The following is a 13,998-nucleotide window of genomic DNA, read 5'->3' on the forward strand; positions in this document are numbered from 1 at the left end:
CGGGTGACTCAGCCGATCGAACCGCCCGCCTCGGGCGAGGGCGGCTGGGTGACCATCGTGTCGGTGCTGAGGTGGATCACGCCGTAGTCGTAGGCGTGCCGCCGGTAGACGACACTGGGCTCCTTGGTCTCGGAGTCGACGAACAGGTAGAAGTCGTGTCCGACCAGTTCCATCTCGTAGAGAGCCTGGTCGAGGGTCATGGGGGAGGCGACGTGGGTCTTCTCTCGGACGACGAGAGGGCCTTCGCCCTGGATCTCGAGTGAGCCGATCTTCTTGGTCGGCACCCCGCCCGGCTCATCGGCCGAGACGGCCTGGCCGTTGCCGTTGAGCGTCGCCACGCCCGGAACGTGGTCAGGGACCTCGGCCGCCGTCAGTCGGCGGGCCCCGCGGCGCGTGTGACGCTTGTCGTGCTGCCTGCGCAGTCGGGCGTCCAGCTTCTCCGCGGCGAGGTCGAGCGCCGCGTACGGGTCACTGGCCGCTGCCTCTGCCCTGATCACCGGACCGCGGGAGCGGAGCGTGATCTCCACTCGGTCGCAACGGTCGGCCTGTCGGGGGTTGGGCTCCTTGGACACCTCGACGTCGAGGCTGATCACCTTGCCATCGAGCTTCTGGATCTTGTCCAGGTTCAGCTTCTCGGCCACGTGCTTGCGGAACCGCTCGGGCACCTCGGTCTTGCGGCCCTTGACGACGATGTCCACGCAGAACTCCGTTCCCGGATCGCTCCGCTCTCAGCGGCGGAGCATCTCCCTTGTGCACCAGGTTCCGGTCGGTTCCGGAACCGCGGACTGGGCGACTTCCACCTCCTCCTCCCCCATGGCCAAGATCTCCACCCCGCCGCCGCGGGTGATTGCGGAAAACCCACGGCACGGCATTCGGATTTGCGAGGGATGGCCTGCGGCTTTCTCTCACAACCGAACATATCTCGCCCGGACGGATGTCGTCACCCTCTACAGCCCCGTACCTCCGTTCAGGTGAATTGACACTCTCATTACCTGCAACGATGCAACTTCTCAGTCAGTTCCGGTTTATAGCGAAAGAATCAGGCGAAGCTGCGACCACAGCCGCGCAGACCACGTCCACGCCTGTGTTCGGCGCTGCCATTCCCGGTGCGACTCCGCTTCCGACCGTGCTCCCTTCCGTCCCTCCCGTCATCTGTTCCCCTGTCCTTTCCCGGCTCACCCCCGGGTACACGGCCGTCATCACATCGCGGTACCCGGCACCGGCGCCGGCTACCGCCCCGGCGAGGGCCTCGCGCACGGCACGCGCCGCCTCCGCCAGGGACGCCCCGGTGGTCATCAGGTCGTCGACGAGCACCACCGCACCACCCCGCAGCAGCCCGGCCCCACCACGGATCACGGCCAGCGCGCCGGCGAGATTCCGCTGCCGCTCCCCGGAGTTGAGCCCCGCCTGGTCGGCCACGGGCCGCCGCTGTCTCAGCACGGACACCACCCGCGCCGGGGTCCCGCCCCGCCGCAGTTCCCCCGCCGCCGCCAGTGCGATGCGCCGCGCGGGGTCATGGCCGCGCGCCCGCACGACCCCACGCCCGGACGGCACAGGCACCAGCAGCACGGGCCGGCCGGGCCCGAGCCCAGCGGCCGTCGCACGGGGCAGCCCAGCGCGCACCGCGCCCGCCAGAGCCGTGCCCAGAGGACGGGCCAGGGACAGGGCTCCGCGCTCCTTGTGGGCCAGGAGCACGGCCCGGACCTCGTCCTCGTATCGGGCCGCGGCGTGCACGGCCGGCAGCCCCGTCGGCTCGGGCACCGGCCGCACCCGGCGCGGTGCGGCACCGCTCAGGACGGCACGGCACTCCGGGCAGAGCACCGTACGCGGCCTGCCACAGCCTCCGCACTCGGCCGGCAGCACCAGATCCGTGAGGTCCTGCCACCACCCCCGCATGTCCCCCACTGTGCCAACGCCCGCGCACACCGGCCACCCCTGTGGACAACCGCCTGTGGAAAACCCCGCGGCCGGTCGTCAGCCCGGGAGACACCCACGAAAACGGCCGCCCCGCCGGACTCCGGTCCGGCAGGACGGCCGCACAACCTCAGCAGGTCAGCCGGGATACACGGGTGCCGAGCCGTCCTTGACGACCTTCTGCCACTGCTCCCCCGTGGGCATCCGCACGATCCCGTCCGACGAGTGGGCCACCAGCGGGGACCCGCCGTCCTCGGTCCCGGCGATCTCCTCCACGCCCGTGAGCGCCGCGGGCGCCGGCGCCTCCGGGGTCGAGCCGTCGACCTGGACGTACTGCATCTGCTGCACGCCCCCCTGCTCGGTCCCCACCACCACCAGCCGGCTCTCGCCGACCCAGGACATGGTGGTGACCTCCTCCAACACGGGCGTCGCCGAGCGCAGTTCGATCACCGACATACGGGCCCGCTCGTCGGACTCGGCCGGCTTCTCGGACCGTTCGATGCGCCCGATCAGCAGCGACTGCCGCTTGTCCTTCTCCACCACGAGAGCGATCCGCACCCCGTCGGCGGCGACCCGCACCGAGTCGATACGGCCGTCGAGCCCCGGCGTCTCCACCTCCAGGGGCCGGCCCTTGCCGTCGTCGAACACCAGCAGCCGCGGACGCTTCGGGTCCCGGTCGGCCACCCACAGGTTCCCCGCGGCGTCCCAGCTGGGCGCCGTCAGCCGGTCGGTCTCCGCCTTGCCCTGGCTGACCAGCAGGGGCTCCCCGAGCACACCGTCGGACTCCAGCGCCGAGACGTACAGCTCCTGACGGTCCACGCTCACCCCGGCCGCGAGATCCTCGCGCCGCGACACCGCCGCCGCCCACAACTGCCTCGCCCCGGTACCGAGCGCGCCCGGCACCGCCAGCGCCTCCTTGTCCTCGCTGCGCGCCGGCAGCCGCACCAACCGGTGCTTGCCGTCCAGGAAGTACAGGTAGTCCGGACGCTCGGTCGCCCCGCGCGCGGCCACCACCTCAGCGCCCTCCTCGGCGACCAGGCACAACTGCCGGCCGGCCGCCTCCAGCTCGATCTGGTCCACCGCGGAGGTGAGGTTCTGCAGCGTGAACAGCAACTGCGCCGCCATCTCACGGCACTTGGCCGGCCCGACCCGCGCGGCACCCAGGTCCAGCGGCACCGTCAGCTTGTTCTGGTCGTCGGGCGTCAGCGCCTCCGTGCCGGCCTTCAGCTTCGCGCCGGTGGGAAAGCTCGTCCTGACGACCTGGTCGAGCCACACCGTGGGGCCGTCCAGCAGCGAACGCACCATGTGCGTCATGGGATCCACGCGCTCACGCACGTACACCGGATCGGCCACGGCCATCGGCCGCGACGGCGTCCCCGCCACCCCGTTGGACGCGAAGTAGTACTTGTTGACGGACATGTAGTTGCGCTGGAAGTCCGACTGGCCGATCACGATGCCCTGCGGCGGCCTGGTGATGCGCCACTGCCCGGTCTTCTTGTCGCGCGAGAGCTGGATCTGCCGCCGGTACTCACCCCCGGCCGGGGTGTACGACTCCTGCGCGTCGAGCGCGCCGATCTGCGTGCCGCTCAGCGTCACGTAGTAGGAGGACCCGCTGTCCCGGTTCTCCGCAGAGTCGACGTACGTCTCCATGCCGTTGGCGAGGACCGTGGTGGAACGCTCCGGCTCCCACTTCTTCGCCGCCTCGGGCGTCAGATACAGCTTCGCCGTCTCGTAGTGCAGGTCGTCACTGGTCAGCGCCTCCAGGAAGCCGTCCACGATGTCCTGCGGGGTGGCGTCCTCCCCCGGCGGCACCGCGAAGACCCGCACCTGCGAGTCCTGCCGCGGCGTGTAGTCCACCCCGCGCAGCTCCCCGTCGTCCGGCATCGACGCACATCCGGACAGCAGTACGACCCCACAGGCGGCGTACGCCACCGCGCGCCGCGGCATCCGCCGGGCGCCCCCCTCGCGGTCAGCGCCCACGAGATGCCTCCCCTTGCTCGTCCGGCTCCGTCTGCGCCGCCCCCTGCTGCGACCCGGGCTGATCCTCCGCCGGCCGTACGCCGCCCGGGGTCCGGGGCACCACGCGCGCGCCGTTGCCCGGCAGCGCGGTGGGGTCGGCCGAGGGAGTCGCCGCGGTCGTGCGCGGCCCGATCCGGTCCAGCGGAGTCTGGCCGGCAGCCGGCTGCTGCGCGGGCACGGTGGCGCTCTTCTCGCCGCGGGGCAGCCCGGCCCCGTCCAGGCCGCGGTTGCGGCGTGAGTCCTTGGGTTCCAGTGGTATCGGCGAGCCCCGCAGCGGCTCGTCCGCGGTGCGCGGCAGCGTCAGCCGGAACTGCGACCCGCCGCCCGGCTCACCCCACGCCTGCAACCAGCCGCCGTGCAGCCGGGCGTCCTCCAGCGCGATCGACAGGCCGAGCCCCGTACCACCGGTGGTACGCGCGCGTGCCGGGTCGGCCCGCCAGAAGCGGTTGAAGACCCGGGTCGCCTCGCCGGGCTTGAGGCCCACGCCGTAGTCGCGCACCGCGACCGCGACCGCCCCGCCCGCGGAGGCCAGCTTCACCACGACGTCCTTGCCCTCGCCGTGCTCCACGGCGTTGACGACGAGGTTGCGCAGCACCCGCTCCACCCGCCGGGCGTCCGCCTCGGCGACGACGGGCTGCTGGTCGCCCACGACCCGGATCTCGGTGCCCTTGCGCTCCGCGAGCGGCGCGGCTCCGCTGACCACCCGCCGTACGACCTCCCTGAGGTCGATCGGCTCCGCCTCCAGCGCCGCCGCGCCCGCGTCGAACCGGCTGATCTCCAGCAGGTCCGCGAGCAGCGACTCGAACCGGTCGAGCTGGTCGGCGAGCAGCTCCGCCGACCGCGCGGTCACCGGGTCGAAGTCCTCCCGCGCCTCATGGATGACATCGGCGGCCATCCGCACCGTCGTCAGCGGCGTCCGCAGCTCGTGGGACACGTCCGACACGAACCGCCGCTGCATCCGCGACAGGTCCTCCAGCTGCTGGATCTTCAGCTGAAGGTTCTGCGCCATCTTGTTGAAGGCCTCGCCCAGACGCGCGATGTCATCCTCGCCGGTGACCTTCATCCGCTCCTGGAGCCGCCCGGCCGACAGCCGCTCGGCGACCCCCGCCGCCATCCGCACGGGCGTGACGACCTGCCGCACCACCAGCCAGGCGATCGCCCCGAGCAGGACGACGACGAAGACGCCGGCGGTCGCCAGCGTGCCCTTGACCAGGCTGAGCGACTTCTCCTCCTGGGTCAGCGGGAAGAGGTAGTACAGCTGGTACGGGTCGCCGTTGGGGTCGTTGACCTCCTTGCCGATGACGAGCGCCGGCTGGGACTCCTTGCCGCGCTCGCTGTAGTACACACGCGTGTACTTCTGCGCCGCCTCGCCGTCCTCGATCCGTTCGCGCAGGTCGGCAGGGATGCTCTTGTCGGGGTTGACGTCGCCCGAGGCACGCGGGCTGCGGCCGCTGCCGCTGTCGTCGCCGACGGGCAGCGTGACGACGTCGAAGGCACCCTGGCCGCCGCTGGAGAGCGAACCGACGAGGTCGCTCATCCACTGGATGACGTTCTGCGCCGACCGGCCGTCCACTCCGGGCGCGTCGTCGACGGTGCCGCTGGCGGCCTCGTCGGCCTTCTGCTTGGCCACCGTGAAGCCACCCGTGGCCTGGCTCTGGGCGGCCTTCACCTTGGCGTCCAGCAGGCCGTTGCGCACCTGCCCGATCACGACGAAGCCCAGCAGCAGTACGACGCCCAGGGACATCAGCAGCGTCGTGACGACGACCTTGAGCTGGATGTTGCGCCGCCACAGCCGCATCACCGGCAGCAGCGGCCGGCGCACCCAGCGCATGAACAGCCTGAAGACCGGGCTGCCCTGGACTCCGCCCTGCAACAGCCCGCCCTCCAGGAACCTGCCCCAGCGCGAGCGCGCCGTCCTTGGGCCGACAGGCCGCCCCGGACGGGCCCCGGAGCGTCCGGGGGCCGAAGCGGCACTGTCCCCGGTCATGTCAGCTCGGTCCGGCCTTGTAACCGACGCCGCGGACGGTCACCACGATCTCCGGCCGCTCCGGGTCCTTCTCGACCTTGGAGCGCAGCCGCTGCACATGCACGTTCACCAGGCGCGTGTCCGCCGCGTGCCGGTAGCCCCACACCTGCTCCAGGAGCACCTCACGCGTGAACACCTGCCACGGCTTACGGGCGAGCGCCACCAGCAGGTCGAACTCCAGCGGCGTCAGCGCGATCGACTGACCGTCCCGCTTCACGGAGTGCCCGGCCACGTCGATCACCAGGTCACCGATGGCCAGCTGCTCCGGCGCCGGCTCCTCCGACCTGCGCAGCCGCGCCCGGATACGGGCCACCAGCTCCTTCGGCTTGAACGGCTTGACGATGTAGTCGTCGGCCCCGGACTCGAGCCCCACCACCACATCGACGGTGTCGCTCTTCGCCGTCAGCATCACGATCGGCACCCCGGACTCCGCCCTGATCAGGCGGCACACCTCGATGCCGTCCCGGCCGGGCAGCATCAGATCCAGCAGCACCAGATCCGGCTTGGTCTCGCGAAAAGCGGCCAGCGCCTTGTCGCCGTCGGCTACGAAAGACGGCTCAAAACCTTCCCCGCGCAGCACGATGCCCAGCATCTCGGCCAGTGCGCTGTCGTCGTCGACGACAAGGACTCGTCCCTTCATAAACGACATCATCCCATTCTCATAACGGCGACAGAGACGCTGGTGAGCGAGGTCACTGGCCAGTGACGATAGTCGTACCGAGCCGTCACTGTCTGCCCGCGCCGACCGGCGCGGCCCTCGGCGGTGTCGGCGGCCCCGGCAGCGCGGCCCGATCTAACCGGTCGGCAGCTGGCCGGACCGGGCGCACAGCTCGGCGAGCCCCTCGGCGGTCACGGGCGAGACGGCACCCTCCTCGGTGACGATCGCCGTCACCAGCTCCGGCGGCGTCACGTCGAACGCGGGGTTGTACGCCTGGGTCCCCAGCGGCGCCACCGCGACCCCGCCGCCCGCCCCGGCCACCACCACCTGCGGCGCTGCCACCTCGGTCACCTCGAAGCCGGGCCGCTGCTCGACCTCGATCGACGCCCCGTCGGGCGTCCCCAGATCCACGGTCGTCACCGGGGCCACCACGATGAACGGCACATGGTGGTAGCGCGCCAGCACCGCGAGCGGGTAGCTCCCCACCTTGTTCGCCACCGAACCGTCGGCCGCGATGCGGTCGGCCCCGATCAGCACCGCGTCCACCTCCCCGGCCGCGAACAGCGAACCCGCCGCGTTGTCCGTGAGCAGGGTGTACGACATACCGCTGCGGGCGGCCTCGTACGCCGTCAGCCGCGCCCCCTGCAGCAGCGGCCGCGTCTCGTCCACCCACAGCCGCCGGAGCTCGCCCTGCCGGTGCGCGGCGAGCGCCACCGCGAACGCCGTGCCCTCACCGCCCGACACCAGCGACCCGGTGTTGCAGTGCGTGAGGATCCGGTGCCCGCCACCGGGCAGCAGCTCCTCGAGCAGCGCCAGCCCGTGCGCGGCCATCCGCGCGCTGGCCTCGGCGTCCTCCCGGTGCAGCTGCCGCGCCGCAGCGAGAGCCGCCACCGCGGCCTCCTCCGGCCCGCCCCCGCGGCCGAGGGCGGCCCGGTGGGCGGCCTGCGCCCGGCGCACGCCGACGGACAGGTTCACCGCGGTCGGCCGGGCCCCGGCCAGCGCGACGGCGGCCTCGTCCACGTCGAAGCCGCGCGCGGCGGCGAGCGCGACACCGTACGCCCCCGCGATCCCGAGCAGCGGCGCCCCACGCACGGCGAGCGAGCGGATCGCCTCCACCAGTGCGGACGCGTCCGTGCACACCAACTCGACTTCCTCGGCGGGCAACCGCGTCTGGTCGAGCAGGACCACCACGGGCCCTTCAGGCGGCTCCTCCCAGCGGATGACAGGTATTCCGGTCGGCCGGCCGTCCTCGCCGGATTGCGCGTACTGATCAGCCATGCGGTCAGTCTGCCCCGGATCCGGCGGACAATTGAAGGTGCACAGCCCCTACCGCGGCCGACCCCTCCCCGACGGCCCCATGGCACGATGTTGGCCAACCTGCCGCCGCGCCCGCGGACGGGCACCGTGAAGGAGCGACGATGAACGACACTCCGGGCTGGGCCTCGCCCGGATCCGCCCCGTCCGACGGGCAGCAGCCCGGCGCATCCGGCTCCCCCGAGCCCGCCGACCGCCCGACCCCCACGCAGCCCGCCGAGCAACCGCCGGCACCCGCGCAGCCGGCCGACCAGCCCCCGGCACCCGGCGCGCAGTGGTCGCAGCAGCAACCCCCGCCCGCGCAGTGGTCCGCGCCCACCGGTCAGGGCGCGACCCCGCCGCCCCCACCGCCCGGCCCCGGCTGGGGCACCCCGCCGCCCGGCGCCCCCGGCAACTGGGGAGGCCCCGCGGGCCCCGGCGGGTACGGCGGCCACCCCGGCGCCCCGGGCGGCTGGGGCACCCCCTGGGGCGGTCCCCCGCCCGCCGCCAAGCCCGGCGTGATCCCGCTGCGCCCCCTCGGCGTCGGCGAGATCCTCGACGGAGCCGTCTCCACCATGCGCACCTACTGGCGCACGGTCCTCGGCATCTCCCTGACCGTGGCGGTCCTCACCGAGATCGGCGTCATCCTGCTGCAGGGCTTCGTCCTGAACGACACCGCCGGCACGGACAGCCTCGGCGACCCGGACGCCAGCCTCGAGGAGGCCACCCGCGCCATGGGCGAGGCCATGTTCGGCCTGGCCCTCCTGTCCCTGGTGACGCTGATCGCCACGGTCGCCGTGACCGCGCTGCTCACCGCCGTCACCAGCCGTGCCGTCCTCGGCAAGCCCGTCACCGCCAAGGAGGCCTGGCGCGACGCCCGCCCACAGGTGCTCAAACTGCTCGGCCTGCTCCTGCTGCTGCCGTTCATCGCCACCGCCGTCTTCGCCGTGGGCGTGCTTCCCGGCGCCCTCGCCGGCTGGGCCGGTTCCCCGCCCGCCGCGGCCACGCTCCTCTTCCTCGGCCTCGCCGGGTCCTTCGTCCTCGTGCTGTGGCTGATGGTCCGCTTCTCGCTGGCCTCGCCCGCCCTGATGCTCGAGAAGCAGGGCATCAAGAAGGCGATGAGCCGCTCCGTGAAGCTCGTCCGCGGCTCCTGGTGGCGCGTCTTCGGCATCCAGCTGCTGGCCGTGATCATCGCGAACGTCGTCGCCATGGTCATCGCCGTACCGTTCGCGGTCGTGGCCCTCCTCGTCAGCGACGACGGCGTCAGCAACTTCCTCACCGGCAACGCCGAGTTCGGCTGGACCTACCTCATCATCAGCGGCGTCGGCTCGGTGATCGGCTCCATGATCACCTACCCGATCTCGGCCGGCGTCACCGTGCTCCTCTACATCGACCAGCGCATCCGCCGCGAGGCCCTCGACCTCGACCTGGCCCGCGCCGCCGGCGTCCAGGACTACGGCACCCCCACCGGGAGCTGATGCGGTGAGCCTGACGGGGGGAGTTCTCACAGCGCTGCCCATCCTGGCGCGCACGGACGACACCGAGCCGCCCCTGACGGTCCCGCGCGACCCCGCGCGGGAGGCGGCCCGGCGTGAGCTGGCCAAGCGGATGTACCACCAGGACGAACCGAACCTGCTGGAACGCGCCTTCAACGCCTTCTGGGACTGGCTCGGCAGCGTCTTCGAGGCGGCAGGCGGCCTGGCACCCGGCGGGACGCTCGGGCTGGTCGTCATCGTGCTGGCCGTCCTCGCCGTGCTCGGCGCCCTGTGGTGGCGCCTGGGCACCCCCCACCGCGGCCCCGTCTTGGCCCCCGCCCTGTTCGACGACCGCCCCCGCAGCGCCGCCGAACACCGCGCCGCGGCAGAAGCACACGCCGCCAAGGGCCACTTCAGCCAGGCCGTCAAGGAGCGCATGCGGGCCATCGTCCGATCCCTGGAGGAACGCGCACTGCTCGACACCCGCCCCGGCCGCACCGCCGACGAGGCAGCTGACGCCGCGGGCCGCGCCCTGCCCGCCCACACCGAGCGACTGCGCGCCGCGGCCCGGCTCTTCGACGACGTCACATACGGCGGCCGCGCGGCGACCGAGACGTCGTACCGCGACATCGCCGGACTCGACCGCGACCTGGAACGCAGCAAACCCCGACTGAGCGAGAGCAGTACGGCGAGCACGGCCGACAACACCCGCCAGAGGGCAGCCGGATGAGCGCCGACACCACGCTCCCGACGACGTCCGTCTCCCCCACGGCCCGCCAGGTGTGGACCCGCGCGCGGGGCATCGCCCTGGCGCTCGCGGTGCTCCTCGCCGGAGCCGTGGTCCTCGCCGTCATCCGCTCCGACACCCGCAACGGCGCCCTCGACCCGCGCTCCGCCGCGCCCGAGGGCAGCCGGGCCGTCGCCGAACTCCTCGCCGACCGCGGCGTCGACACCCGCACGGTCACCACCCTCGACGAGGCCCGCGCCGCGGCCGGCCCCGACACCACCCTCCTGGTCGCCGTACCAGACCTGCTGACCGACCGTCAGCAGTCCGGGCTGCTCCTCGCGACCGCCGCCTCCGGTGGCCGCACCGTCCTCGTCGCCCCCGGCATCACCTCCGTCGAAGGCCTCGCCCCCGGCGTCAGCGCGGACCCCGCCACCAGCATCGACACCACGCTCTCCCCCGGCTGCCCGCTCCCCGCGGCCCGGCGCGCGGGCGACGCCGACACCGGCGGCATCCGCTACACCGTCACCCGACCCGACGCCGACGAGTGCTACCCCAGCAGGCGCCTGCCCACGCTCGTGCGCATCCCCGACACGACCGGGGACGGCGACACCGTCGTCCTCGGCGCCACCGACATCCTCGTCAACGAACACCTCGACGAGCAGGGCAACGCCTCGCTCGCCCTTCAACTCCTCGGCTCCCGGCCCCACCTCGTCTGGTACCTCCCCTCGCTCTCCGACAGCTCGGCCACCGGCACCGGCGACGACGAGCGCGACTTCTTCGACCTGCTCCCCTCGGGCTGGCTCTGGGGCACCCTGCAGCTCTTCATCGCCGCAGCCCTCGCCGCCCTGTGGCGGGCACGCCGACTCGGCCCCCTCGTGCCCGAACAACTCCCCGTGGCGATCCGCGCCTCCGAAACCGTCGAAGGCCGCGCCCGCCTCTACCGCAAGGCCAACGCCCGCGACCGTGCGGCCGCCGCTCTTCGTTCCACCACCCGCACCCGACTCGCCCCCCTCGTAGGCGTCCCCAACTCCCAGGCGCACTCCGCCGAAGCCCTGCTGCCCGCCCTGTCCGCCCACCTCCACCGGGACGGACAGCCCCTGCACTCCCTCCTCTTCGGCCCGCCGCCCAGCGACGACGCGGCACTCATCGCACTCACCGACCAACTCGACGCCCTCGAAAGAGAGGTACGCCGTCCATGATGGACCCGACCACTGACAATGCCGGGCAGACCGGGCATCCGGGTAACCCCCGGGCCGCCCTGGAGGCCCTGCGCGCCGAGATCGCCAAGGCCGTGGTCGGCCAGGACCCCGCCGTCACCGGTCTCGTCGTCGCCCTCCTCTGCCGCGGACACGTTCTCCTTGAAGGAGTCCCTGGGGTGGCCAAAACGTTGCTCGTCCGCGCCCTCGCCTCCGCACTGGAGGTGGACACCAAGCGCGTCCAGTTCACCCCCGACCTCATGCCGAGCGACGTCACCGGCTCCCTCGTCTACGACGCCCGCACCGCCGAGTTCTCCTTCCAGCCCGGCCCGGTCTTCACCAACCTCCTCCTCGCGGACGAGATCAACCGCACGCCCCCGAAGACCCAGTCCTCCCTCCTGGAGGCCATGGAGGAACGCCAGGTCACCGTCGACGGCACCCCCCGCCCGCTCCCCGACCCGTTCCTGGTCGCCGCGACCCAGAACCCGGTCGAGTACGAAGGCACGTACCCGCTCCCCGAAGCCCAACTGGACCGCTTCCTGCTGAAGCTGACGGTCCCTCTGCCGTCCCGCCAGGACGAGATCGACGTCCTCACCCGTCACGCCGCCGGCTTCAACCCGCGCGACCTGAAAGCCGCCGGCGTACGCCCCGTCGCGACCGCCGCCGACTTGGAAGCCGCCCGCGCAGCCGTCGCCAAGACAACCGTTTCTCCCGAGATCACCGCCTACGTCGTCGACATCTGCCGCGCCACCCGCGAATCGCCCTCCCTCACCCTGGGCGTCTCCCCCCGCGGCGCCACCGCCCTCCTCGCCACCTCGCGCGCGTGGGCATGGCTCACCGGCCGCGACTACGTGACCCCCGACGACGTCAAGGCCCTCGCCCTCCCGACCCTCCGCCACCGCGTGCAACTGCGTCCCGAGGCCGAGATGGAAGGCGTGACCGCCGACTCGGTCATCACCGCGATCCTGTCCCACGTCCCCGTCCCCCGCTGATGGCACTCACCGGACGCGCCGCCCTCGTCGCCGCCCTCGGCTCCCTGCCCATCGGCATCTGGGAACCCAGCTGGACGGGCATCCTCGCCGTGAACGGCCCCCTCGCCCTGGCCTGCGCCTGCGACTACGCCCTGGCGGCCCCGGTACGCCGCCTCGGCCTCACCCGGTCCGGCGACACCTCGGTCCGCCTCGGCGACACCGCCGACGTCACCCTCACCGTCACCAACCCGTCCCGCCGGCCCCTGCGCGCCCACCTCCGTGACGCCTGGCCGCCCAGCAGCTGGCAGCCCGGCACCGAGGTCGAGGCATCACGCCACCGCCTGACGGTCCCGGCCGGCGAACGTCGCCGGGTGACGACCCGCCTGCGCCCCACCCGCCGGGGCGACCGCCGAGCCGACCGCGTCACCGTCCGCTCCTACGGCCCCCTCGGCCTCTTCACCCGCCAGGGCACCCACGTCGTCCCCTGGGCGGTACGCGTCCTGCCCCCGTTCACCAGCCGCAAGCACCTTCCCTCCAAGCTGGCCCGCCTGCGCGAACTCGACGGCCGCACCAGCGTCCTGCAACGCGGCGAGGGCACCGAATTCGACAGCCTCCGCGAGTACGTCCCCGGCGACGACACCCGCTCCATCGACTGGCGGGCCACCGCCCGCCAGACCACGGTGGCCGTACGCACCTGGCGCCCGGAACGCGACCGCCACATCCTGCTGGTCCTCGACACCGGCCGCACCTCCGCAGGCCGCGTCGGCGACGCCCCACGCCTCGACTCCTCCATGGACGCCGCACTGCTCCTGGCCGCCCTGGCCTCCCGTGCCGGCGACCGCGTCGACCTCTTGGCCTACGACCGCCGCGTACGGGCCCTCGTGCAGGGCCGCGCAGCGGGAGACCTGCTGCCGTCCCTGGTCAACGCGATGGCCACCCTGGAACCCGCACTCCTGGAGACCGACGCCCGAGGTCTTACGGCCACTGCTCTACGGTCGGCCCCGCGCCGCTCCCTGATCGTGCTGCTGACCACCCTCGACGCGGCGCCGGTCGAGGAGGGCCTCCTCCCCGTCCTCGGCCAGCTCACCCAGCGCCACACGGTCCTGCTGGCCTCTGTGGCCGACCCGCACATCGCCGGCATGGCAAAGGCGCGAGGCAATACGAACGCGGTCTACGAGGCCGCGGCGGCAGCCCAGGCCCAGGCGGACCGCCACCGCACCACGGAACAACTCCGGCGCCACGGCGTCACTGTCGTCGACGCGACCCCGGACGAACTCGCCCCGGCACTGGCGGACGCCTACCTGGCGCTGAAGACGGCCGGCCGACTGTAGGAGAAGGGGCTCTCTCCGATGCGGCGAGAGCCCCGTTGGACGTCGCGGATTCCCCTGTAAACGCAGAAAACCCCGCACCGTTCCCGGTGCGGGGTTTTCTCCAATGATTGTTCGGCGGCGTCCTACTCTCCCACAGGGTCCCCCCTGCAGTACCATCGGCGCTGTAAGGCTTAGCTTCCGGGTTCGGAATGTAACCGGGCGTTTCCCCTACGCTATGACCACCGAAACACTATGAAACTGTCAACCGGAGCCGGACCAAAACGGCTACAACGGTTGTTCGTGGTTTCAGAACCAACACAGTGGACGCGAGCAACTGAGGACAAGCCCTCGGCCTATTAGTACCGGTCAACTCCACACGTTACCGTGCTTCCATATCCGGCCTATCAAC

11 protein-coding genes and 2 rRNA genes are annotated in these 13,998 nt (G+C 72.4%); 5 read left to right on the forward strand and 8 right to left on the reverse strand.

The window, feature by feature from the left end:
- Window positions 1-8 precede the first annotated feature (8 nt).
- The 6 genes from hpf to mtnA all read right to left on the reverse strand — a co-directional run bounded on the left by hpf (window position 9) and on the right by mtnA (window position 7,895).
- Window positions 9-698, reverse strand: coding sequence for a ribosome hibernation-promoting factor, HPF/YfiA family (gene hpf, locus ACIGXJ_RS06395; protein WP_399642101.1), 690 nt, complete (start codon window positions 696-698; stop codon window positions 9-11).
- Window positions 699-1,014: 316 nt separating this feature from the next.
- A complete protein-coding gene (locus ACIGXJ_RS06400) occupies window positions 1,015-1,896 on the reverse strand; it encodes a ComF family protein (protein WP_399642102.1) in 882 nt (293 codons plus the stop codon).
- A 156-nt stretch (window positions 1,897-2,052) separates the two neighbouring features.
- The gene (locus ACIGXJ_RS06405) at window positions 2,053-3,894 is read right to left on the reverse strand and encodes an LpqB family beta-propeller domain-containing protein (protein WP_399642103.1); all 1,842 of its coding nucleotides are present in this window, start codon (window positions 3,892-3,894) and stop codon (window positions 2,053-2,055) included.
- On the reverse strand, window positions 3,884-5,920 hold the full coding sequence (mtrB, locus tag ACIGXJ_RS06410) for an MtrAB system histidine kinase MtrB (RefSeq protein ID WP_399642104.1): 2,037 nt from the start codon (window positions 5,918-5,920) through the stop codon (window positions 3,884-3,886). Before mtrB ends, ACIGXJ_RS06405 begins: the two co-directional genes overlap by 11 nt.
- 1 nt (window position 5,921) lies before the next feature.
- Complete coding sequence (gene mtrA, locus ACIGXJ_RS06415; protein ID WP_198948386.1) at window positions 5,922-6,611, reverse strand: two-component system response regulator MtrA; 690 nt, start codon at window positions 6,609-6,611, stop codon at window positions 5,922-5,924.
- A 141-nt stretch (window positions 6,612-6,752) separates the two neighbouring features.
- A complete protein-coding gene (gene mtnA, locus ACIGXJ_RS06420) occupies window positions 6,753-7,895 on the reverse strand; it encodes an S-methyl-5-thioribose-1-phosphate isomerase (protein ID WP_399642105.1) in 1,143 nt (380 codons plus the stop codon).
- Between the two features lie 140 nt (window positions 7,896-8,035).
- Here mtnA and ACIGXJ_RS06425 point away from each other — a divergent pair, with 140 nt between their 5' ends.
- Genes ACIGXJ_RS06425 through ACIGXJ_RS06445 form a run of 5 tightly spaced genes read left to right on the forward strand, consistent with a single transcriptional unit; the run spans window position 8,036 to window position 13,610 of the window.
- Window positions 8,036-9,388 carry a glycerophosphoryl diester phosphodiesterase membrane domain-containing protein gene (locus ACIGXJ_RS06425; protein WP_399642106.1) on the forward strand — a complete coding sequence of 451 codons (1,353 nt, stop codon included), beginning with the start codon at window positions 8,036-8,038 and terminating at the stop codon, window positions 9,386-9,388.
- Window positions 9,389-9,392: 4 nt separating this feature from the next.
- A complete protein-coding gene (locus tag ACIGXJ_RS06430) occupies window positions 9,393-10,115 on the forward strand; it encodes a DUF4129 domain-containing protein (RefSeq protein WP_399642107.1) in 723 nt (240 codons plus the stop codon).
- Window positions 10,112-11,311, forward strand: a complete 1,200-nt coding sequence (locus ACIGXJ_RS06435; RefSeq protein WP_399642108.1) for a DUF4350 domain-containing protein — start codon at window positions 10,112-10,114, stop codon at window positions 11,309-11,311. The genes ACIGXJ_RS06430 and ACIGXJ_RS06435 overlap by 4 nt, the downstream gene beginning before the upstream one ends.
- Window positions 11,311-12,300 carry an AAA family ATPase gene (locus ACIGXJ_RS06440; protein WP_399642109.1) on the forward strand — a complete coding sequence of 330 codons (990 nt, stop codon included), beginning with the start codon at window positions 11,311-11,313 and terminating at the stop codon, window positions 12,298-12,300. Before ACIGXJ_RS06435 ends, ACIGXJ_RS06440 begins: the two co-directional genes overlap by 1 nt.
- Complete coding sequence (locus ACIGXJ_RS06445; protein WP_399642110.1) at window positions 12,300-13,610, forward strand: DUF58 domain-containing protein; 1,311 nt, start codon at window positions 12,300-12,302, stop codon at window positions 13,608-13,610. The genes ACIGXJ_RS06440 and ACIGXJ_RS06445 overlap by 1 nt, the downstream gene beginning before the upstream one ends.
- Window positions 13,611-13,719: 109 nt before the next feature.
- On the opposite strand, the gene rrf is transcribed toward ACIGXJ_RS06445, so the two are convergent.
- A 5S ribosomal RNA gene (gene rrf, locus ACIGXJ_RS06450) occupies window positions 13,720-13,836 on the reverse strand.
- 89 nt (window positions 13,837-13,925) lie between these two features.
- Window positions 13,926-13,998: ribosomal RNA gene (locus ACIGXJ_RS06455) — 23S ribosomal RNA — on the reverse strand; the annotation flags it as partial.

This window comes from Streptomyces sp. NPDC053367, assembly GCF_044545925.1.
Classification (GTDB): domain Bacteria; phylum Actinomycetota; class Actinomycetes; order Streptomycetales; family Streptomycetaceae; genus Streptomyces.

Bases quoted from the DNA above. Each gene is read 5' to 3' on its own strand.
- ACIGXJ_RS06445 (WP_399642110.1), top strand. From the start codon at position 12,300: ATGGCACTCACCGGACGCGCCGCCCTCGTCGCCGCCCTCGGCTCCCTG.
- ACIGXJ_RS06425 (WP_399642106.1), top strand. From the start codon at position 8,036: ATGAACGACACTCCGGGCTGGGCCTCGCCCGGATCCGCCCCGTCCGAC.
- mtrB (WP_399642104.1), bottom strand. From the start codon at position 5,920: ATGACCGGGGACAGTGCCGCTTCGGCCCCCGGACGCTCCGGGGCCCGT.
- ACIGXJ_RS06400 (WP_399642102.1), bottom strand. From the start codon at position 1,896: ATGCGGGGGTGGTGGCAGGACCTCACGGATCTGGTGCTGCCGGCCGAG.
- ACIGXJ_RS06440 (WP_399642109.1), top strand. From the start codon at position 11,311: ATGGACCCGACCACTGACAATGCCGGGCAGACCGGGCATCCGGGTAAC.
- ACIGXJ_RS06435 (WP_399642108.1), top strand. From the start codon at position 10,112: ATGAGCGCCGACACCACGCTCCCGACGACGTCCGTCTCCCCCACGGCC.
- mtnA (WP_399642105.1), bottom strand. From the start codon at position 7,895: ATGGCTGATCAGTACGCGCAATCCGGCGAGGACGGCCGGCCGACCGGA.
- mtrA (WP_198948386.1), bottom strand. From the start codon at position 6,611: ATGATGTCGTTTATGAAGGGACGAGTCCTTGTCGTCGACGACGACAGC.